Origin of the sequence: Halobacillus sp. ACCC02827, from assembly GCF_030291935.1 — a bacterium.
Lineage (GTDB): Bacteria > Bacillota > Bacilli > Bacillales > Halobacillaceae > Halobacillus.
On record NZ_CP128168.1, the window covers coordinates 3,011,023 to 3,031,418 of the forward strand.

At 50.5% G+C, this 20,396-nt stretch carries 19 protein-coding genes and 1 riboswitch; of the genes, 5 read left to right on the top strand and 14 right to left on the bottom strand.

Going from position 1 to position 20,396, the window contains the following annotated elements; all coding sequences use genetic code 11:
• Positions 1-136 precede the first annotated feature (136 nt).
• From QRD89_RS16010 to QRD89_RS16025, 4 genes are all read left to right on the top strand, one after another.
• A complete protein-coding gene (locus QRD89_RS16010; RefSeq protein ID WP_286095736.1) occupies positions 137-955 on the top strand; it encodes an AraC family ligand binding domain-containing protein in 819 nt (272 codons plus the stop codon).
• Between the two features lie 36 nt (positions 956-991).
• On the top strand, positions 992-1,930 hold the full coding sequence (locus tag QRD89_RS16015) for a proline dehydrogenase family protein (protein WP_286095737.1): 939 nt from the start codon (positions 992-994) through the stop codon (positions 1,928-1,930).
• Between the two features lie 235 nt (positions 1,931-2,165).
• A complete protein-coding gene (locus tag QRD89_RS16020; protein ID WP_286095738.1) occupies positions 2,166-3,131 on the top strand; it encodes an L-lactate dehydrogenase in 966 nt (321 codons plus the stop codon).
• An 18-nt stretch (positions 3,132-3,149) separates the two neighbouring features.
• Entirely contained in the window at positions 3,150-4,769 is a 1,620-nt protein-coding gene (locus tag QRD89_RS16025) for an L-lactate permease (RefSeq protein ID WP_286095739.1), read from the top strand.
• Positions 4,770-4,949: 180 nt separating this feature from the next.
• On the opposite strand, the gene QRD89_RS16030 is transcribed toward QRD89_RS16025, so the two are convergent.
• The 6 genes from QRD89_RS16030 to QRD89_RS16055 form a co-directional block, all read right to left on the bottom strand.
• Positions 4,950-6,292 (bottom strand): IS3 family transposase gene (locus QRD89_RS16030; RefSeq protein ID WP_286095740.1). Its coding sequence is split into 2 segments (ribosomal slippage): positions 4,950-5,819 and positions 5,822-6,292, totalling 1,341 coding nucleotides; the frame shifts between segments, so codons are not numbered across the junction.
• Between the two features lie 147 nt (positions 6,293-6,439).
• Positions 6,440-6,883, bottom strand: coding sequence for a hypothetical protein (locus tag QRD89_RS16035; protein WP_286095741.1), 444 nt, complete (start codon positions 6,881-6,883; stop codon positions 6,440-6,442).
• Positions 6,884-6,894: 11 nt separating this feature from the next.
• Positions 6,895-7,470 (bottom strand): GNAT family N-acetyltransferase, encoded by a 576-nt coding sequence (locus tag QRD89_RS16040; protein ID WP_286095744.1) that lies wholly within the window; start codon positions 7,468-7,470, stop codon positions 6,895-6,897.
• Positions 7,471-7,750: 280 nt separating this feature from the next.
• Entirely contained in the window at positions 7,751-8,944 is a 1,194-nt protein-coding gene (locus QRD89_RS16045; protein WP_286095745.1) for a transglutaminase-like domain-containing protein, read from the bottom strand.
• A gap of 165 nt (positions 8,945-9,109) precedes the next feature.
• Positions 9,110-9,346, bottom strand: a complete 237-nt coding sequence (locus QRD89_RS16050; protein ID WP_286095746.1) for a hypothetical protein — start codon at positions 9,344-9,346, stop codon at positions 9,110-9,112.
• A 16-nt stretch (positions 9,347-9,362) separates the two neighbouring features.
• Positions 9,363-9,665, bottom strand: a complete 303-nt coding sequence (locus QRD89_RS16055; protein ID WP_286095747.1) for a hypothetical protein — start codon at positions 9,663-9,665, stop codon at positions 9,363-9,365.
• A 151-nt stretch (positions 9,666-9,816) separates the two neighbouring features.
• Positions 9,817-9,918: riboswitch (purine riboswitch) on the top strand.
• A gap of 139 nt (positions 9,919-10,057) precedes the next feature.
• On the opposite strand from QRD89_RS16055, the gene QRD89_RS16060 reads away from it, so the two are divergent.
• Positions 10,058-11,251: a NupC/NupG family nucleoside CNT transporter gene (locus QRD89_RS16060; RefSeq protein WP_286095748.1), complete on the top strand. Its 1,194-nt coding sequence runs from the start codon at positions 10,058-10,060 to the stop codon at positions 11,249-11,251.
• Between the two features lie 131 nt (positions 11,252-11,382).
• Here QRD89_RS16060 and QRD89_RS16065 read toward each other — a convergent pair whose 3' ends face one another.
• The 8 genes from QRD89_RS16065 to QRD89_RS16100 all read right to left on the bottom strand — a co-directional run bounded on the left by QRD89_RS16065 (position 11,383) and on the right by QRD89_RS16100 (position 20,382).
• Positions 11,383-12,387: an HAAS signaling domain-containing protein gene (locus QRD89_RS16065; RefSeq protein WP_286095749.1), complete on the bottom strand. Its 1,005-nt coding sequence runs from the start codon at positions 12,385-12,387 to the stop codon at positions 11,383-11,385.
• Between the two features lie 14 nt (positions 12,388-12,401).
• On the bottom strand, positions 12,402-12,743 hold the full coding sequence (locus QRD89_RS16070; RefSeq protein ID WP_286095750.1) for a PadR family transcriptional regulator: 342 nt from the start codon (positions 12,741-12,743) through the stop codon (positions 12,402-12,404).
• 248 nt (positions 12,744-12,991) lie between these two features.
• On the bottom strand, positions 12,992-14,272 hold the full coding sequence (locus QRD89_RS16075; protein WP_286095751.1) for a CapA family protein: 1,281 nt from the start codon (positions 14,270-14,272) through the stop codon (positions 12,992-12,994).
• Between the two features lie 18 nt (positions 14,273-14,290).
• On the bottom strand, positions 14,291-15,709 hold the full coding sequence (allB, locus tag QRD89_RS16080) for an allantoinase AllB (protein WP_286095752.1): 1,419 nt from the start codon (positions 15,707-15,709) through the stop codon (positions 14,291-14,293).
• Between the two features lie 3 nt (positions 15,710-15,712).
• Positions 15,713-16,633: a dihydroorotate dehydrogenase gene (locus QRD89_RS16085; protein ID WP_286095753.1), complete on the bottom strand. Its 921-nt coding sequence runs from the start codon at positions 16,631-16,633 to the stop codon at positions 15,713-15,715.
• Positions 16,630-17,412: a dihydroorotate dehydrogenase electron transfer subunit gene (locus QRD89_RS16090; protein ID WP_286095754.1), complete on the bottom strand. Its 783-nt coding sequence runs from the start codon at positions 17,410-17,412 to the stop codon at positions 16,630-16,632. Before QRD89_RS16090 ends, QRD89_RS16085 begins: the two co-directional genes overlap by 4 nt.
• Complete coding sequence (locus QRD89_RS16095; RefSeq protein WP_286095755.1) at positions 17,399-18,676, bottom strand: M20 family metallo-hydrolase; 1,278 nt, start codon at positions 18,674-18,676, stop codon at positions 17,399-17,401. The genes QRD89_RS16090 and QRD89_RS16095 overlap by 14 nt, the downstream gene beginning before the upstream one ends.
• 95 nt (positions 18,677-18,771) lie before the next feature.
• Positions 18,772-20,382, bottom strand: coding sequence for a PucR family transcriptional regulator (locus QRD89_RS16100; RefSeq protein WP_286095757.1), 1,611 nt, complete (start codon positions 20,380-20,382; stop codon positions 18,772-18,774).
• Positions 20,383-20,396: the final 14 nt, after the last annotated feature.

Here is a 20,396-nt window from a genome sequence, read left to right on the forward strand (position 1 = left end):
CACTACTTCATTTTCTGGATTTATCTCGACTGCATACATTTTTATATTAGTATGTTTTTCCAGTCAATATATTGCAAGAGCCTGGAGGTTGGGTGTGATAAACTGACCAACAGAACAAGCAAGGACGGTGGGTGTCATGAAAGAAGAGCGAACGGTCCATTATGATGCGGACCTTCAGATAGAAGCATACCGCTTCGAAGGAATCATGCAGAAATTCCCGAATCACTTCCACGACTATTACGTGATCGGGTTCATCGAAAGCGGGCAGAGACGATTGTCCTGTAAGAACAAAGAGTATGTCATCGGTACGGGCGACCTGATCTTTTTCAATCCGCTGGATAATCACGCCTGTGAGTCCGTAGACAACGAAACGCTCGATTACCGTTGTCTGAACATCGAGCCTGACGTCATGCGCAAGGTGGCAGAAGAGATAACAGGCAGGGACTATCTCCCTTCCTTCACGTCGCCTGTATCTTATGGCAGCCGCCATGCCAAGCTGCTTCATACCCTTCATCAGATGATCATGGATGAAATCGCGGATTTTGAAAAAGAAGAAACGTTTTATTTCCTTCTTCAGCAGCTGATTGAAGAATATACGACCACCCGGGAGCATACGGACAATAAAGCGACGAAGCAGGAGATCCAACAGGTCTGCAGCTACTTGGAGACTCACTACGCAGAGCCGGTGAATCTGGAGGACCTGGCCCGGATCGCCGGCATGAATAAATACTCGCTCCTGCGCTCGTTTACCCGCACCCTCAGGATCACGCCGTACCGTTATTTACAGACGGTACGAATCAGCGAAGCGAAGAAACGTCTGGAACAGGGCGCCAAACCACTCGATGCCGCCATGGAGACAGGCTTTATCGACCAAAGTCATTTCAGCAACTTCTTCAAGGAGTTTATCGGACTGACGCCCGGCCAGTATCGGGATATTTTTCTCCATGACCAATGACCAGAGATAATTTATATAGAAAGTAGGGATTCCTCTATGCACACAGAAGCGATCCGTTTCTCCAAAAGTCTCAAATCCATCGCCAGAGACCAGCATGTAAAAGCCTATATCCAGAACTCCAAAGAACTGTATCCTCTGCTTGTCAAAGGGGCGCAGCGCTTCGTAGCCGGAGAAACCCGCCCCGATGACATCACACGCGTCAAACAGACCTTTCAGGCCGGGCATGAAGCTTCGATAGAATTCATCGGGGAGAATACGACCTCCGAAGAGGCATGTAAATCTGCTGTACAGGAATTCAGCGAACTGATCAAGGACCTCGGAAGCCATGACTTGCAAGCAACCGTATCCTTCGATCTTTCGCATATCGGAATGATGATTTCCGACGAGATGGCCTTCACTCATTTAGAAAGGTTAGCGAAAGAAGCCGGCAAGAACGATATCCAGCTCATGATCAGTATGGAGGAATCGCAGAAGACAGACGCCATCCTCTCCCTGTACAAAAAGATTGCGGCATCCTTTTCCAATGTGGGCATCACTCTGCAGCTTCAATTGAAGCGTTCCGCGGGCGATTTACAGGAACTTTTGCAATACCCCGGCAGAATCCGCTTGGTAAAAGGGGCGTACGAAGAGCCGGATGACATCCATATTCCAAGATCTAAAGCGCTGAATGAGCGGTATATCGAATTTGCGGCTGCCTGCGTCGAGCGCGACCATCCGCTGTCGATCGCCACGCATGATGAGAACCTTCTCTTTGCCCTGAAATCGAAAGGGCTCCTCCATCAACCGAACGTGGAAGTCGAGATGCTCGATGGTGTCCGCCATGACTTGCTGAACGCGCTCCGAGAAGAGAAGATACGCACGAAAGTCTATACGACGTACGGTACGGAGTGGTACCTCTATGTCGTTCACCGGATAGCGGAGCACCCGCCGAATATTTACACATTCCTGTCGGATATTATTGATGGTGGAAACTGAATAAGAAAACTCCTGCCGATGGTTCAACATGGAATCATCGGCTTCTTTCCCCTTTGATGGGCAAATCGCAGCTGATAGTATGCCGCCTTCTACTTCATTTGTGACCAAAATATGACAACTCACCCTCGCTTGTGAAAAACTTCACAAATACCCATTGTCATCATTCAAAATCTATTGCATACTATAATTGTGAAATGATTCACAAACAAACACAACCATACGGGAGGAATCCATAATGACAAGAGAAAACGTGAACCGGGTAGCTTTGATCGGAGCAGGATCAGTCGGAAGCAGTTACGCTTTTGCGATGCTGAACCAGGCGATTGCAGAGGAATTCGTGATCATTGATTTGAACGAAGACAAGGCGATGGGTGATGCGATGGACTTGAACCACGGAAAAGTGTTCGCGCCGAATCCGACGAAGACGTGGTACGGCACGTATGCGGATTGTAAGGATGCCGATATCGTCTGCATCTGTGCCGGAGCGAACCAGAAGCCCGGCGAGACGCGGCTCGATTTGGTGAAGAAGAATCTCGCTATCTTCCAATCGATCGTCGATGATGTGATGGCGAGCGGCTTTGACGGCATCTTCCTCGTTGCGACAAACCCGGTCGACATTCTTACGTATGCGACCTGGAAGTTCAGCGGCCTGCCGCAGAACCGCGTGATCGGCAGCGGAACGATCCTCGATTCCGGCCGGTTCCGTTATCTCTTGGGCGAATATTTCGACGTCACCCCGCAGAACGTCCACGCCAACATCATCGGCGAACACGGCGACACCGAGCTTCCGGTCTGGAGCCATGCGACGATCGGCGGCGTGCCTGTGATGGAGTGGGTCGAACGCGATCCCCGTTACCATAAAAAAGACCTGGAGGAGATTTTCCTCAACGTCCGTGACGCGGCGTACCAGATCATCGAGAAAAAAGGTGCGACCTACTACGGCATCGCGATGGGACTGGCGCGGATTACGAAAGCGATCCTGAACAATGAGAACAGCATCCTTACCGTCAGCGCCCCGCTTGCCGGAGAATACGGCCTGGAGGACGTCTACATCGGTGTACCTGCCGTCGTGAACCGGACCGGTATCCGAAACGTCGTTGAACTGAACCTGAACGAAACCGAACAGAAACAGCTTCACCACAGCGCCGGCGTCCTGAAAGCAATCCTCGGCGAACATTTCAAGGCGGCAACGAGACCATAAAGAAAGAAGGCTTCTGTCATGTGGTTACAACAGTACGATCCGTTCGGAAACACATGGGTGAGCGCGCTCGTCGCCGCTCTCCCGATCCTTTTCTTCTTTCTCGCATTGACGATTTTCAAAATGAAGGGCGTGCTTGCGGCGTTCCTGACGCTTGCCCTCAGCATTATTCTGTCGGTCGTTTTCTTCGATATGCCCGTTTCCAACGCGGTCGCATCCGCCATTGCCGGCATAGCGAAGGGCTTGTGGCCGATCGGCTATATCGTCATCATGGCCGTCTGGCTGTATAAAATCGCCGTCGACACCGGGAAGTTCACCATCATCCGCGCAAGCATCGCGAGCATCTCGGAAGACCAGCGGCTCCAGCTCCTGTTGATCGGCTTCAGCTTCAATGCCTTTCTCGAAGGAGCCGCCGGATTCGGCGTACCGATTGCGATCAGTGCCGCCCTGCTCGTCGAGCTCGGGTTCCGGCCGCTGAAAGCAGCCGCGCTCTGTCTGGTCGCCAACGCCGCATCCGGTGCCTTCGGCGCCATCGGAATTCCCGTCATCGTCGGTGCCCAGATGGGGAACCTCGAGACGATGGAGCTGTCCCGGATGCTCGCTTACATATTGCCGTTGATTTCCTTTGCCATCCCGTTCCTGCTCGTTTTCCTTTTGAGCGGATTCAAGGGCATCAAGGAAACGCTGCCCGCCCTGTTCGTCGTGAGCGGACTTTATACCGGTGTCCAGCTCTTCACGATCCTCTTCCTTGGACCGGAGCTTGCGAACATTCTCGCCGCTCTCGCCAGCATGGCCGGACTTGCGTTGTTCTTGAGAAAATGGCAGCCGAAGACGATCCACCGCGAAGAAGGCGCTCCCGCCGTCGATACCGGCACGACCTACCGGATCGGCGACATCATCCGGGCATGGTCCCCATTCTACATTTTGACCGCGGCAATCACGCTCTGGAGCCTGCCTGCGTTCCAAAGCCTGTTTGAAAAAGGCGGACCGCTTGCTGCAACGACGCGGAGCCTCGAGATTCCTTTTCTTCACGAGGAAATCCTGCAAGCTCCACCGATCGTTCCGGAAACGAGCGCCCTTGCTGCCGTCTTCCAACTCGACCTAGTCGCTGCGACCGGAACGGCGATACTGGCCGCCGTCCTTGTCACCGGCTGGACGAGTAAGACGATCACGCTCCCTGAAGGAATGCAGGCATTGAAACGGACGATCCGTGAACTGTGGCTTCCTGTGCTGACGATCTGCTTCGTCATGGGATTCGCCAACGTCTCGAACTTCGCAGGACTGAGCTCCTCCATCGGGCTCGCCTTAGCGGAGACCGGCGGCTTCTTCCCGTTCGTGAGCCCCGTCCTCGGCTGGATCGGCGTCTTCATCACCGGATCCGTCGTCAGCAACAACGCCCTGTTCGGCAACCTCCAGGTCGTCACCGCCGGACAAATCATGACCGATCCCGGCCTCCTGCTTGCCGCGAATACCGCAGGCGGCGTCATGGCGAAGCTGATTTCCCCACAGTCGATCGCCATCGCGACCGCTGCCGTCAAAGAGACCGGTCAGGAATCCAACCTGTTCCGAATGACGCTGAAATACAGCCTTGCCCTGCTAGCCGTCGTCTGCGTCCTGACCTATGGATTGTCGCTTTTATAAAAAGGAAGGACTCCCTGTTATTCGGGGAGTCCTTCCTTTTTACTCAGAAACTATGTAATTAGCTAAGGGAAATTTCAGCACAGGGCGGAGGGACATGGGCAGACTCCGGCGGGATTAGAGGAACAGGTGAGACCCCGGAAGAGCACAGTGAAATGAACCCATGAACTTGGACAATGTTTTTTATGACGCTTTATTAAATTTCTCACGAAATTGAATCGGACTCATGCGGAGTTTCGACTTAATTCTTTGATGATTATAATTATCCATAAATGCTGCCAGTTGCTCTTTGAAGTGCTCGATACTTTCAAATTCTTTGTAGTATAAAAGCTCTGATTTCATGATGCCGAAGAAGTTTTCTATCACGGCATTATCGTGACAGTTCCCTTTTCCAGACATACTTTGGGTGATGCCTGCTTCTTGAAGGCGTTCTCGATAGGGACGCATTTGATAATGCCATCCCTGGTCGGAATGCATCATTAATTCGTCTTTCGTGTTCAAACGCTGAAGGCCGTTCTCCAACATTTCCGCTACCAAGGCGTACGTAGGGCGCAATCCGATCGTATACGTAATGATTTCACCATTAAATAAGTCCAGAATGGGAGAAAGATAGAGTTTTTCACCAAACAATTTAAACTCCGTAATATCCGTTACCCATTTCTGATTCGGTTTCGAAGCTGTAAATTCCCTATTCAAGAGATTATCGGCTACTTCACCGACTTTCCCTTTATAAGAATGGTATTTCTTCATGCGAACTTGGCATCGAAGGCCTAACTCTTTCATCAGGCGGTAAACTTTTTTATGATTCACATGAATACCTTCATTCTCCAACTGATTTTGAACCCGACGATACCCGTATTTCCTATCAGACTGATGGAAGATTTCCGTGATCTTTTCTTTCAGCTCACGATCAGGATCTGTTTTCCCCATCTGCTTCACGTGATAGTAGTAAGTACTACGGGGGATACCAGCTACCTTGACGAGTTTATATACAGGGAAGGCGTGCCTTAGTTCGAAGACCGTTTGGGCTTTTTGCCTTTCGGTTGGTTCTTGGTTTCCTCTTCGACTAAGGCATTTAATTTTTTTAGATAAGCGTTCTCCATGCGTAGGTATTCTATTTCTTCTTCTATGGATTTGAAAGAACGAGACGGTTTATTGGATTTGTCCTTAGCCATAAGTAGTTGATCCTCCTGTACAGGACCCAAGGCCGCCAGGCCGCCCTGTTTCCACTTCACGATCCATCGGCGAACCATAGAGAAGTCTGGAATGTGAAAGAGAGCGGAAGCTTCACGTATGGAGGCTCCTGTTTCCTGAATATAGTTAATTACCTTCAGTTTAAAGGCAGGAGGGTAGTTTGTATAGGGAAAGTGAAAAGCTTCATTCCCATGATACTCAAACAATTTGACCCAATATCGTAACGAAGAATTATCGATATCGAGTTCTTCGAAAAGTCCTCGTATACTGATGTTTTCGTTTTGATATCTCAACACAATGCTTAACTTTTCTTCTTTACTCCATTTATTCATAGAAATGCCCCCTGAATATTGTCCAATATTCAGGGGGCATTTCACAGCTCTGAGGAGGCTCACCGGCCGCCCCACGGAAAGCGTCCCATGTCCCTCTGCCCGCTCTCTCTCCAACTATAATTCTTACACATACCTCAAGATTCCCTATTAATCTGGGAGTCCCTCTTTCTTCTGTACGCCTTCCCCCGTCAACAGCACGATCACATTCAGGATCAACAGGTAAAAAGGATAGCCAAGCAGCCCGCCGATGACGAAGAAGCCCATCCCAGGGTTCGGCGCCTCCCCCGGGTCCGTAATCGGGAACGAAACCGAAAACAGATAGGCGAACAGCACGAAATAGGGAATCCAAGTGAGAGCCGTCCACACATTTGCCTTCCTTCTCTCCATCCGCTTCCTCATGAACCAGTAGAGAAGAACCGTTCCGGCAAGCACGGTCACACCCATGGCCACACCAAGGACCAGCACCGTCCGGTCCAACCCCCATCCCGTCAACCGGCTGATCCGGTAGACGTTAAGCATCAGCTCAAGAGGAATCAGTGCGAGGAGAGCGGCGAAAATGCTTGCGGTATTCAGCTTCCAAAGATAATTCATGCCGATCGCCCCTACATAGGACTTTCGGCATTTTTATAGTAGACGAGGTGATCCGTCCACGCATCGTTTTCATAGAGGAATCCTTTGCGGATGCACTCATACTCCATGCCGCAGCTCTCGGCAAGCTTCACAGATGCGGCATTGTCCAGGTTTATGTGGGCTTCGATCCGGTGGAAATCCAACCGGCGGAAGGCGATCCGGAGCGCTTCCTTCACCGCTTCCCCGCCGCAGCCGTTCCGCCAATACTGATTATGTATCGTGTAACCGATCCGCCCCCATTGGAAGGAGTCTCTTGCAAGCGTAGAGAAATCGACCATGCCAAGATGCGCACCGTCGGCTTTTCGGAACACAGCGAAAACAAACGCCCTATCCGTCCGTGCCAGCTCCTGATGTTTCTCTACCAATCGGCTGAACCATTCTCTCGTACATTCGCGCATGTCGAGCCTCCCCGGGTCATGGACATGCTTCGATGCGCCCCGGCTCTCAAACCCATCCAGCCAGTTCCCGTAATCCTCTTCCTCCAACGGCCGGATGACCAAACGCTCCGTTTCCGACCTGCACTCGAACTTCTCTGTTTCCAACAGCACAGCGACCACTCCTTTTTCAGGAACTTTCTTACAGCACCCATTATCCCTCTTTTTGTTCCGTGCGAAAAGGTGTCAATCCGATTCGGTAGACAAACCTTCCACTATGGTCCACAAGCGTCACTTCCAAAACGACCGACGCCTGACCCTCCATTTCCCACCCCTCTATGTCTTCCGTTTCTCCAATAGCTTCCTCTGTAAAACGTGTAGGCCATACCGCTGTCCGTCGTTATCGGCTTTCCCCCAAACTAAGGAGAGGAGCCGGGTAATGGCTCCTCTTCCTTCATACATATTCCGCTAAAAATCCGAGCATCACGAGGATTGAAACCGCCCCGAAGAAGCTCGACGCAAGCGAGAAGAACACCGTGCGCTCCTTGCGTACACAAAAGCTCAAACAATACAGAAACGCCGGGAACGGAAACAGGATGCTCGCAATCTCCCACGAAGTGAGAAAATAGATAAAGGCAAGGAAGAGTGCAAGGTAGCCGGCGATCGTCCTCGTCGCAAGAAAGCCCCGGCCGGTGGATCCTTCTTTGACACGCCACGAACCGAGCGCTTCCTCCGTCCGCTTCCATTTATACGGACGATCCGCTTCATAGTGAAAATACATCGGCTGGAAGTAAGGAATGCGCCCGTGCAGCGCGCTTTTGCCCCAGGTGAAATCCTTGTCGGCAAGCGGGAACGTCTCATACGGCCGCCCTTCCAAGTCCTCCTCCGGATACGAAGGCACCGGCTCATGCTCGGTGTCGATGGAGAAGACGATCCGCTGGTTCTCGGTTTCCCCGAAGTACCGCCGCCACTTCAGTGTCCGGATCGATGTGAAAAAGAAGCGCCACAGTTGCTTTTTCACCGTGTAAGCCATGCTGGTATCGACCGGAATCCACCCCTCGCCCTCTACGTAGAGTTCATTCCATACGTGTGCGTGGTGCTTCCCCATCGCGAACGCCCCGACCATGACCCTGCACGGAATCCCGAGTGCCCGGCAGAGGGAGGCGTAGAGAAACGAATATTCTCCGCAGTCGCCCTTTTTCTCCTTGAGGAAATGCTCCACCCCGCGTGCGCGGACGGGGAACTTGTATGTATAATCCGCAACGAGATGGAGGAACAACAACCGCCCCTTCTCCCGGTCGTTCTCTGCCTCTGCCGTCAGATCTCCGGCCATACGGCGGATTTCTTCATTCACCGGAATCATCGCGGTCGATCTGGTGTAACGCTCCCGTTCCTCTGCCGTGAGGGACGCCTGCTTTCCTGCCACCGTCTCCAGTCCGACGGTGTAGGAGGCCTCCACCTTCTCCCCCGGCGCAAGTTCATGATAGCTGAAGCGGTTGCCGATCTCATCGCTGTACGTTTCCGCCTCGGCGCGTTCTTCGGCGAGCACCGTCTGACGGTCCGTCTCCGGCGGGTGCGCAAGCCACAGGTTCACGCGTCCTGTCGTCGTGTTTTCGTACTGGAACGAATAGTCGAATACTTTCATCATTCTATCGCTCTTCCCCCTTTAATTCATCGCCTCTTATCCTTCTAGGAACATCCAATCATTTCCTTCATTTCATAAGAGAAGAAGTGACAGCGAGCATAAAAAACAAAAAGAAAACAACACCGACACCAAGCAGTATCGTAACGAAGCTCAAAACATCCCCTCCTTCTATCCTCGCGACTGATTTTCCTCATCCACTTCAACCGCCCGCTTAAACTTATCCACGCTGAACAGCCACATACAGTTGACGACGATCAAGTAGATGGCGATGATCGATAAAGTATCCGGGATCGACGCTCCCACCGAATTTCCACGCATGTACGAAATGACGGAATACCCGATGAAATAGAGAAGTGGAGTCCCCACATGAAAGACCGCAAAGATCAGCTTCATTGGATTCTTCAATGGAATCCCTCCCCTGTTACGGCGCGTGTTCAACGCCGTCTTCTACGTACGATTCCAGCACCACTTTCCCCTTACTTCTGTAATAATAATAGGTTCTCTCATCATCCTTCAGGCGGACGCTGACCATCCAATTCTTATCGCCCCGTAGATTCGCCACAAACGGCTCACTGGAAACAATGTCGCTCTCCTTCAGATGCTTCTCTGTCGTCAAATACTCCACGACCCGCTGTTCCACGCCTGCCTTTTTATATTGGATGTATCCGAACCCGATTCCAATGATAAGCAGTACACTGAACACAATCGCACCCATTTTTTTCATGGCAGCCTCCTAAGAAAACACACTATGCATATTTTACCAGACAGCAAAAAAAAGAAGAATAGTATAGGAAGGAATTAGATTTTCAATATTCGCTATTTTGATACTTTTCACAGCCCTATTGTTTATTCCGAAAACCTTTGCTAGAATTCAGAAATCAACTTCATACGACCCTTATATATCTATGGAAATATGGTCCATAAGTTTCTACCCGGCAGCCGTAAAATGCCGGACTATAAGGAAGGTTAGAACGCCCCATGTGACTTTTTACAATAATGGAGGTGCATTCTCTTCTTTCTTTATAGATGGAGAGGATGCGCCTTTTTTTTGTTGTTTGAAAAGGTCAGACGTCTAACGATAGCAAGGGTCTATGAAGCCACTTTAAGGAGGCTCTCATGCATATTTTCTATGGCATTTTATCACTCATTGGATTACTGTTTCTGGCTTGGCTTCTGAGCACAAATAAAAAAGCCATCAAATGGCGCACGATCGTTACAGGTGTTGCGCTGGAAGGACTCTTCGTCTACTTCATGCTCAACGTTCCCCTCGGCAGCTGGATTTTGGAGAAAGCCGCTCAGGGCGTACAGCACGTACTGAACTACAGCCGGGAGGGAATCGATTTCCTATTCGGCGGTTTCTTTGCAGAAGGAACCTCTGTCGGGTTTGTTTTTGCAATCCAGGTATTATCGGTCATCATTTTCATCTCGGCCCTTGTATCCGCTCTGTATTATTTACGGATCATCCCTTCCGTCGTCCGCGGGCTCGGTTGGGTCGTCGGCAAAATCTTCGGTACGACGAGGGTCGAATCCTTTAACACCGTCGGCAATACCATGCTTGGGGTCGCCGAATCTCCCATACTTATCAAGCCTTATCTGGCCAAGCTTACCCGTTCGGAAATGTTTACGGTGATGGTGGGAGGAACGGCTTCCGCCAGTGGTGCCATCCTGTTGTCGTATGCCCAGATGGGGATCGATATCAAATATTTGCTCATATCCGTTTTCTCCGTACCTTTTGTTACGATCGTCATAGCTAAATTGATGGAACCGGAAACGGAAGAATCGATAACCAAAGAAGATGTCTCGATGGAAGAGGCGGGCCACACCAATATTTTCGAAGCCATTTCCGAAGGAGCGGTAAGCGGCGTGAAGCTTGCTGCGAATATCGGCGGTCTGCTGATTGCCTTCATCAGTATCCTGGCTCTAACCAACGGCATGCTCGGCATCGTCGGACTCGATCTCGCTACCATATTCGGCTATGCCTTCTACCCTTTCGCCATCCTTGTCGGCATCCCGGTGGAAGATGCGTTCCGCGCTGCATCCATTATCGGAACAAAGCTTACGGCAAATGAATTGATCGCCTTCCAGGACGTACTGAAAATCCAGGAGCAGCTGCAGCCGCAGACTATCGCAATCCTGTCCGTTGCGTTGTGCAACTTCGCGAACCTCTCTACAATCGGACAATTGATCGTCGGCCTCGGATCCTTGGCTCCGTCCAAGAAAAAACAAATCGCATCGCTGAGTTTCAAAGCGATTATCGCCGGTACGATGGCAAGCTTTATCACAGCTATCTTTGTAAATATGTTTATTTAAAGAAGTGTTTAAGAGGATACATGTATAGAAAGAGCGCGCAAAATGATTTAAACATTTTGCGCGCTCTTTTTCTTCTTCCGAAAAAAAGAGTACCCCCGGAACCCCTTCCGTTGATACTCCTTTTCTCTCATTCACTTCCCCTGCCTGACCTTATACCAGCCCGACGCGACGTCCCAAACCAATCCGACAGCCATGAAGACGACGATCCACATCGTCAGCTGCTCCCAAATGATTTCTACCGTGTCATAGGCCTCACTGCCGGCGACAAAATATTCCGTCTGCGCGAGCTGCTGCATGAAGTCCGGATTCCAGAAGGTCGGACCGTTGATCAGAAGCAGAAGCACCCCGAACGATAATACATTGACGACGGCGGTATAGATGACCAGCTGGACCGTCCACCTGCCGTAGATGAGCTTCAGGCATTCTTTGATGATGCCGAATCCGAAGATCAGGAAGAGAAACAGATACGCGTTCCAATTCCCGGTATTCAGAAACGGTACGACGCCGTTGAAGCCGTCGCCTTTAAAAATCCAAATGCCGAAGTATTCATTGGAGAAGGCGAAGAGGGCCAGCAGGAACATGTAGAAGGCGATGCTGAAAATCGTCTCCCCGCGCTTGATCTGCCTTTTCTTCTCCGGGACGGGCGGCAGCTTGGAAGGCTTCCAATCCTTCCCGCCGTAAAGATCGATTGAATCCGACGCTCCCGCATAGCCGACGATCGCAAACCCGATCGTCGTCCAGCCAAGGGCCGTCGGCAGTCCGGTGACGAGCGAGACGATACACCCGACGAAGTGGTCGATGACGCGGGTCGGATCGACGACCACCTGGCCCAGAAAGGAAATAATGATAGTCGCCGCCGTCGCGATCAGGGAAATTTTCAATACAAGAATATAAGAATCATAGAGCTCCGGACCAATCAAATAATTCTTCGTACCTCTGTATTTCTGCGCCAATTCCCTCGGGCTCCCCATCTCGAGCAGCACCGCTTCGATATCGTCTTCCGTGACATCCCTTCCTCCGGCGCGGTCCTCGAGCATATCCTCGATCAATGTCCGAAGCTCAAGGGCGATATCCTCCCGCTGCGACTCGGGCAGCTTCTGGGTGACGGCATAAATGTACCGGTCCACCATCTCCATCCTTTTCTCCTCCTTCATTCTCCCATGACGTCCTTCATACTGGCGGCAATCAAGCGCCATTCCTCCTTGAGCAGCTCATACACCTCGCTGCCGAGCGGACTCAACAGGTAATACTTCCGCGGCCGCGCCTCGCCCGTGTCCCAGCGGCTCTCAAGCAAGCCCTGCTTCTCCAGCCGGCGCAGGAGCGGATACAGCGTCCCCGGCTCGACGTGTATGCCTCTTTCCCCGAGCATCGTAACGAGCGAATAGCCGTACTGCGGTTCAGAAAGCTGACTCATCACACCGATCGTAATCGTACCCCGCCGCAGCTCCTGCAGCACCTTATCCAGGTGTTCTTTCGCCTTCGCATTGCTCATCTCATCAACTCCTGCTTTTATTATACTGTATGACGCACACTATTGTAAATTGCATCTTATTTTATTTTACACATCTTCATAAAAAAAAGAGCCTGGACCATCAAGATCCAGGCTCTTCCGTTCACGTATGCACAAGCGTCCGCTGCGAGGTGATTCCGGACACCGGGACGAAAATCATAGATTTATATAGTCAAACCAATGTTTCCTCCACAAAAAAACTGATAAAACGTAAAGACGTTTCATCAGCTCTACAGATGAATCCTACCTATCCCATCCTCGATCATCATCGTAGTTCCATAGGGGATAGAAAGCTCCTTTATTGTTTCAAGGACCATTGTATCCGTCGTCCGCTTCGGCCAGCCCCGGCGATGACGCGGCAAACGATATCCGAGTTCGATCGGATGCAGTTTGATATCCACTACTTCTCCGGATTCCCACTGCACGTCTGCGATCACCGATTCCCAAACAGCAGGATTCGCACCAAGCCCTTTCTTTCCATTATCACTTCTAATATCAAATCCATCCACAGCAGGTGCATTAGAATCAAGATTATAAGTATTATAGAAATCTTCAGGAAGCGCAGCAACGGATTCATTTTGAAAAATGAAATTGCCGAGGCTGTAGAAAATCGGTTTCCCCTGATAGATTTCAATGCCTCGAATGACGTGGGGACCGTGCCCGATGATCATATCAGCGCCGGCATCAATGAACTCGCGGGCGGCTTCCTCCAGGAATTCCGGGGACACGTGCTTGTCTGTCTCTTTCATTTCATGGGAATGAAGACTGATGATGACGAAATCGGATTGTTTGCACGCCTCACGGACGGAGCGTTTTATACGTTCCATGTCTTTTTCAAGAGGGGTTCTTTTCTGAAACGACTCCTCTTCAGTAAAGAACAACGACCCCGAAAAAAGAAATCCCTTCCCATCCTCTTTCGAGAACCCTTCCTGCCTGTTTAATTTCTCTCCAGCATCAAGGTAGGTAGCTTCGGATATCTCTTTCAAAACAGCCATCTGATCCTCGGTCACAAAATTTTCCGTCCGGTAACGCAGGGGATTGATTCCCGGCCGTCCTTCTATGTAGTGGTTCCTGTTTCCTGCTGCCCAGAAAGGATGGAACGTTGCGGTAGCGCCGATCAGGGCGACCCTCCCCGCTTTTGTTTCCAAATACTTAGGGGAAGCAGCAGCAGCTAAGTCCCGACCGGCTCCCGCATGGATCATCTGCCGTGCATCCAGTTCTTTCTCCGTCGCCTCAAGACCCCGGTAAAGATAGTCAAGCGTATGGTTGTTGGCCCAGTTAAACAGGTTAAAACCATAAAGCTTCAAATCATCCAAGACGGCAGGGGGCGCCACTGCCCATGTACCGCCACTGAAAGCAGAAGGAGATCCTTCCCGGTTATGAGTAGTGACTTCCAGATTCGTAAAGTTCATATCTCCGTTCTTGAACAATCGGGCAAGATCCTGTGATGCCGCATCCTCCGGCGGCAGTCTGCGGGCAATGAAACTGTCTCCTGTCGCAAACATCCTCATCTCTTCACCCCTTTTCCATCATTTCCGAAGTATTTCTCTAGTCTCCACCGGCTTCACTATCCGGCCGCCGCCCTGATCCCCGACGATGACGCGTTCATCCATGACGATGTTTCCCCGCACAATGGTCATCACAGGCAGACCTTTCACAGAGAAACCGTCAAACGCGGTCACTTTACTCTTGCTCTGCAGTCGCTCCTGATCTATCTTATCTTCTTGATTCATATCGACGATGGTCACATCCGCATCCGCACCAACTTGAAGCGTCCCTTTTTGTGGATGGATTCCGAATAGTTTCGCCGGCGTCTCCGCTAAGAGACGGACGACGTCCGGGAGAGTGATTTTCCCATCATGGACAGCGTTCAGCATTAGCGGAACCATCGTCTCCACACCGCACATACCTGCTGGGATCGACCATAAATCCCCCGTTTTCTCTTCCGCTGTATGAGGGGCATGATCCGAACAGATATGAGAAATCGTCCCGTTTCGGACCGCTTCCCAAATCGCATCCTGATCCTTCTTGAATTTGACGGGCGGATACACTTTCATCGATGTTCCGATCGCCGGATAATCTTCATCTGATAAAAACAGATAATGCGGGCATGTCTCGACAGTGATCGGGTATCCTTCTTCCTGCGCTCTTTTCACAGCTGTCACACCTTCTTCTGAACTGACATGAAGGATGTGAAGCCTGGCCCCTGTCGCTTTCGCCAGTTCAATTCCCTTATTCACTGTCAGCGATTCAGCAAGATTGGGACGACCTTCGAGAAAAGCAGCATAGCTGTCACTTCCGCTGTCTTTAACACGGGAAGTGAGCTTCTGGATCAAGTCACTGCTTTCTGCATGGACGGCGAACCGTTTGCCTGTCTTCGCCACTTCCTCCATCATCTCCAAAACGTCACCATCATCGAACGGAGGAATGACATCATCCATCCCCGGCTCGTAATTATAAAGAAGCTGGAACGTTTTCTCATGGACAGCATACCCCCAGAAGAATTTGAAGCCGATGACGCCTTTATCATTCAAGCCTTGGATAGAATCCAGATTCATTGGACCGAGGCATATCCCCCAAAGGCCGTAATCGACATAGGCTTTCTCGTCCAGGTTACGCTGTTGCAGGTCGAAATTCTCCGGCGTATTCACAGGTGGATTGGTATTCGGCATCTCAAAAACCGTCGTAATCCCACCCATAGCAGCTGCCCTTGTCGAATGGGCGAAATCTTCCTTGTACGTAGGCCCTGGGTCGCGGGAATGAATATGCGTATCAATCAAGCCGGGAAGAACATGTTTTCCTTCTGCATCCACCACGCGTGTGCAGGCTCCCTGCAGCTGTTCTTTTGTGATCGCCGCAATTTTCCCTTCCTTCACATAGACATCCGCTTCATACATCGCCGAACCGGTGACAATCGTGCCGTTAATAATCTTTAAATCCCACTGCATGGTTTATCCTCCTAACCGCACAGAACCGACCAAATCCTGAATATCGTCGATATCATGCGCTTCCAAATAAGCTTCTATCTCATCCAGAATATCCGTCATTGCCGTCGGCGTCAGGAAACTTGCCGTGCCGACCTGAACAGCACTTGCACCTGCAATGATCATTTCAATGGCATCTTTCCCACTTAAGACACCGCCGCAGCCGATGATCGGAAGAGAAGTAACCTGAGATACCTGATATATCATCCGAACAATTACAGGCTTTACGGCAGGGCCGGATAATCCCCCCATCACATTACCTATCAGCGGTCTTCTAGTCTCGATATCAATCGCCATCGCAAGCAGCGTATTGGCCACATTCAAGGCATCGGCACCGCCCTTTTCTGCCGCTGTCGCAATTTCCTGTATGCTTGTAACATTCGGAGTAAGTTTGGCGATAAGAGGGACGTCTGTAACTTTTTTAGCTTCTTCGAGCAGGGTACGTGTAAGATCAGCGTCCATCCCGAACGCTTTGCCGTCCCCTTTTAAATTCGGGCATGATATATTCAGTTCTAAAGCATCGACATCCGGATGGTTGCCGAGAATGGCAGACATTTCAGCGAATTCTTCTATCGATTGAGCAGATATGCTGGCGATGAGGGGAACGTGGTATTTCGCATAGGAGGGAATCGTATGCTGCACATACGCATCTATCCCTTTACTTTGAATCCCGATGGAATTAATCATCCCATATTCCGTTTCGCAAATGCGGGGTTTCGCATTTCCCGGCTGAGGATATTTCGTTATACTCTTCGGCACCAGTGCTCCAAGACGAGTGAAATCGATCGCCGCCTCCATCTCTGCCCCAAACGCACCGGAGGCAGGCATAATCGGATTATTCAATGTCAAGCTGCCTATTTTCACTTCCGTTTTCCGTTGTTTAATCATTCCATCATCACCTTTTCCAATGGAAATACCGGGCCGTCTATACAAACGCGGACGGATTTTTTCTGCCCATTCTCGATAATGTCACTGACACACGCGTAACATGCTCCCATCGCACAGCCCATGTGCTCTTCAAGAGCAATCTCTCCAGGAATGCGGTACTTATCAGCCAGCTGCTGGGTAAGCTTGGAAAGCCGCCGCGATCCGCACGTATACACCGTATCAATCTTGTATTGGATTAAAATATTTGTCGTCAAAAGCTCGTTGACGTAAGCTACGTCACTCGTTCCCTCTTCTTCTGTAACCGGATAGACGTCTGCACCGAATTCCGTTAGATATTCTGCAGCAAGCAAGTCTTCCCTCGTACGTGCAGACAAGACCGCCACCACTTTGACATTCTGTTTGAAGGCCTGCTGTGCAATAGCAGCCAGCGTCGCCACCCCGACACCTCGCGCAACGAGAAGAATCGTCTTTGCCTGTGGATCCAGCTTGAATCCTTCCCCAAGCGGACCTAGTAAATTAAGCGTCTCCCCCGGGGAGATATGGGTCATCCGCTGCGTCCCTACACCTTTGACGAGGTACAGAAATTCCAGCGATTGATCATGAATTTGATATATACTGAACGGCCTTCGCAAAAACGGTGAACGCTCCGACGTACACCGGATGTGGAAGAACTGTCCCGGGGTAATCGTTTCCTTCACATTCGAAATATCCACACGCATATGCCAATACCGGTTACTCACCTGTTTGTTGGAGAGAACGGGAACCTCATATTGCTTCATCTGCGAATCTCTCCTTTCCTGAATGGTCCAATTGAAGGACGGCTGCTTCCAAAACATCCACCCCTCTGGTAATATCTGCGATTTCGGTGTACTCCTCCGGATGGTGGCTTACTCCTTTACGGGACGGGGTGAAAACCAATCCCGCAGCACAAAGCGCGGCCATATTCATCGCATCATGCCCTGCACCGCTCGGCATAAGGTTCGGTTGGATGCCTAATGTTTCACAAGCATTTCCCAGCACTTGTTGGACGCATGCATCCAACAGGACTGGTTCTTCCTTACTGATGGTTTCCAGCGTTACATGGACACCATTTTCCTCTTCCACGCATCGCACGGTATCCTCCAAAGATCGCATGACCCTCAACCGGGAGGCCCGATCCAAACTCCTGATATCCACATAAAACTGTACGTCACCAGGGACGATATTCATCGCGCCTGAACGGACCTCCAGCATTCCGACCGTCGCTACGGTCCGGTATGCCTTCTCCCTCTTCGCCGCCGCTTCCACGGCAAGCACAAGCTTCGAGGCAGCGACAAGAGCATCCTGCCTGCGAACCATGGAGGTCGTTCCCGAATGGGCCGCCATCCCATTCACTTGAACTTTCAAACGCACAGGGGCTGCGATGCCTGTCGCGATGCCGACCTGTTTCCCTAACTGTTCCAGCTCCGGTCCCTGCTCGATATGCAGTTCCAAAAAAGCGAACAGCTCTTCTTTTCGACGCGCAGCCTTCGAAAGAAGCTCTCCCCGATAACCCAGCTGGTTCATCGCCTCTCCCAGTGAGACGCCATCCTTATCGAGAAGACGATCGGTACAACCCTCATCGAGAAGACCGGCCATCGCCTTACTGCCGATGGTCGCCATCCCGAAGCGCGCCGACTCTTCCGCTGCAAATGCAATAATTTCGATTGGACGGTCTGTCATCACTTTCTTCCTGTTTAATCGATGGACGATTTCAAGACCCGCCAGAACCCCAATCGTGCCATCAAACCGCCCTCCGTTATACACCGTATCTAAGTGGGAGCCGATCGCAATGGCCCCAGCCTGTTCTCTTTTTCCCTCACGTCTTGCAATCACATTTCCGACCGGATCTGTCCGGACTTCCATTCCCTCTTCGATACATCTTTCTTTAAACCATTGTCTCGCCTGCTGCTCCGCTTCCGTAAAGGCAAGACGTTCCATTCCGTTATCCGTTTTGCCGATGCTGTTGATCGTCTCCAAGTTCTTCTGTATTCTCTGTAAGGACTTCATCCATATTTGCTTCACGTTAAGACCCCTCTTTACATCGTCTTTCGTTTATTTTCGCAAATATTCAGAATTTTATCTTTGTCTATTCAGCTATTCATTTGTTCGTTTTTTCGTCAGAATCGATAATCATATTTAATGAAGTCCCGAATTTTCAATCCTATGTGGAGGATCAATTTATCTTCTGAGTTCTTCACATGGAGCCCCGTCAATGATTTGATGCGCTGAAGCCGATACTTCAACGTGTTGATATGAATGAACAGATCTTCCGCTGTTTTCGACATCGATTCGTTGTTATGGAAGTAGGCAGTCAGAGTACGAACCAGCTCCAAATCGTGGTTCTCATCATACTCTTCCAGCACCCCGATTCCTTCACCATAAAATTTCTTCATTTCGCTTACACTTCTCACTTCCGCCAGCAGCCGGTAGAAGCCCAATTCCTCATAGTGGATGATATCCCGGTTTCCAAATAAGCTCCTGCCGAGGATGACCGCTTGCTGCGACTGTTCATATCCTTCGCGGATTTCCCGGATATCCTCACCGCTTCTTCCGATACCGATATAAATCTCTCTTCCTGTCATCTTCTTCAACTCTCGATGAATCAATTGAAAATCATGACGGACTTTATCCTCGCTCTTATTCACTGTCGGATACAGCATATACAGCCCATTTTGAACAGTACCTGTAATGATGCGCGGATCGATATTGGACCCTGCGACCTCCAGGCGGGTGACAAGTTCAGCAATGGATTCCAAATCCCGCTCCGATCGGCTGAATTGGATGGTGACGAATCGATAATGCAGAGAAACATCGAAGCCGAATAGATCCCCTTTTTCAAGGAGCGTATCCTTATGTTGAATAGGGGAGAAAAGCAAGTCACGAAAAAAGTCGCTCTTGTATTGCTGTTCAAGTTCATACAAGGCCTTTTTCTTCATCAACTCCATAGACAGCACCGTCACGCCCCGTTCCAAAATCGCCAGATCCACTTCCATCAAACCGGTCTCTACACCGATACAGGTGATTGCCCCGACCAACCTTCCATCGATGATGACAGGGGCCACAAGGCAATCCTGGTCTGATTCTTCCTTTTCATTCCACCGGTTCACATGGATAGGGCGCTGGATCATCTCGAGCTCCCTTTTCTGCTCCACGGTAAGCGGTGCGACTAGGAGGTCGTGCTCAGGCACATGCATGTAGGAAACGAACGTGTCCAACTGAACGTCATATTTCGTAAGGTAAGATAATGTCTTTCTCAGCTGGTCGATGTCGCCGTCTTTGTTGTATTTGATTTCATCCAGCAGTTTATAAGCCTGTTCCAAATCCTCTTGAATGACGACCTTATTATGGAAAACTGTGTTCATTACAGGGCCCAGTATATCCAAGTAGCTGACTTCCTCTGGAATTTCAATGATTGGAAAATCGTTGCTATCGGCTTCCTCTAAAATGACCGAAGGGATCGCATCAATGAAGCGATGCGGCTTGATAGCAAGCGCAGATATCCCCTTCTCCGCAAGGTTTCGCACAAGTCCGGCCTGTGCTTCCGCATCGTCCTTGATCGGATAAAGGCTTGTCAACAACAGCTCTCCACCTTTCAACCAACGTACGATGTCCGGCACTTCCATGACGGTAACGACCTTCAGCATTCTCTCCAGTCCTTGATGTCCGGCAACGACCGCACACGCCTTCAATCCCCCGATTTTCATCGCTTGCTCAACGGTTATACCCATACATTCCCACCAAC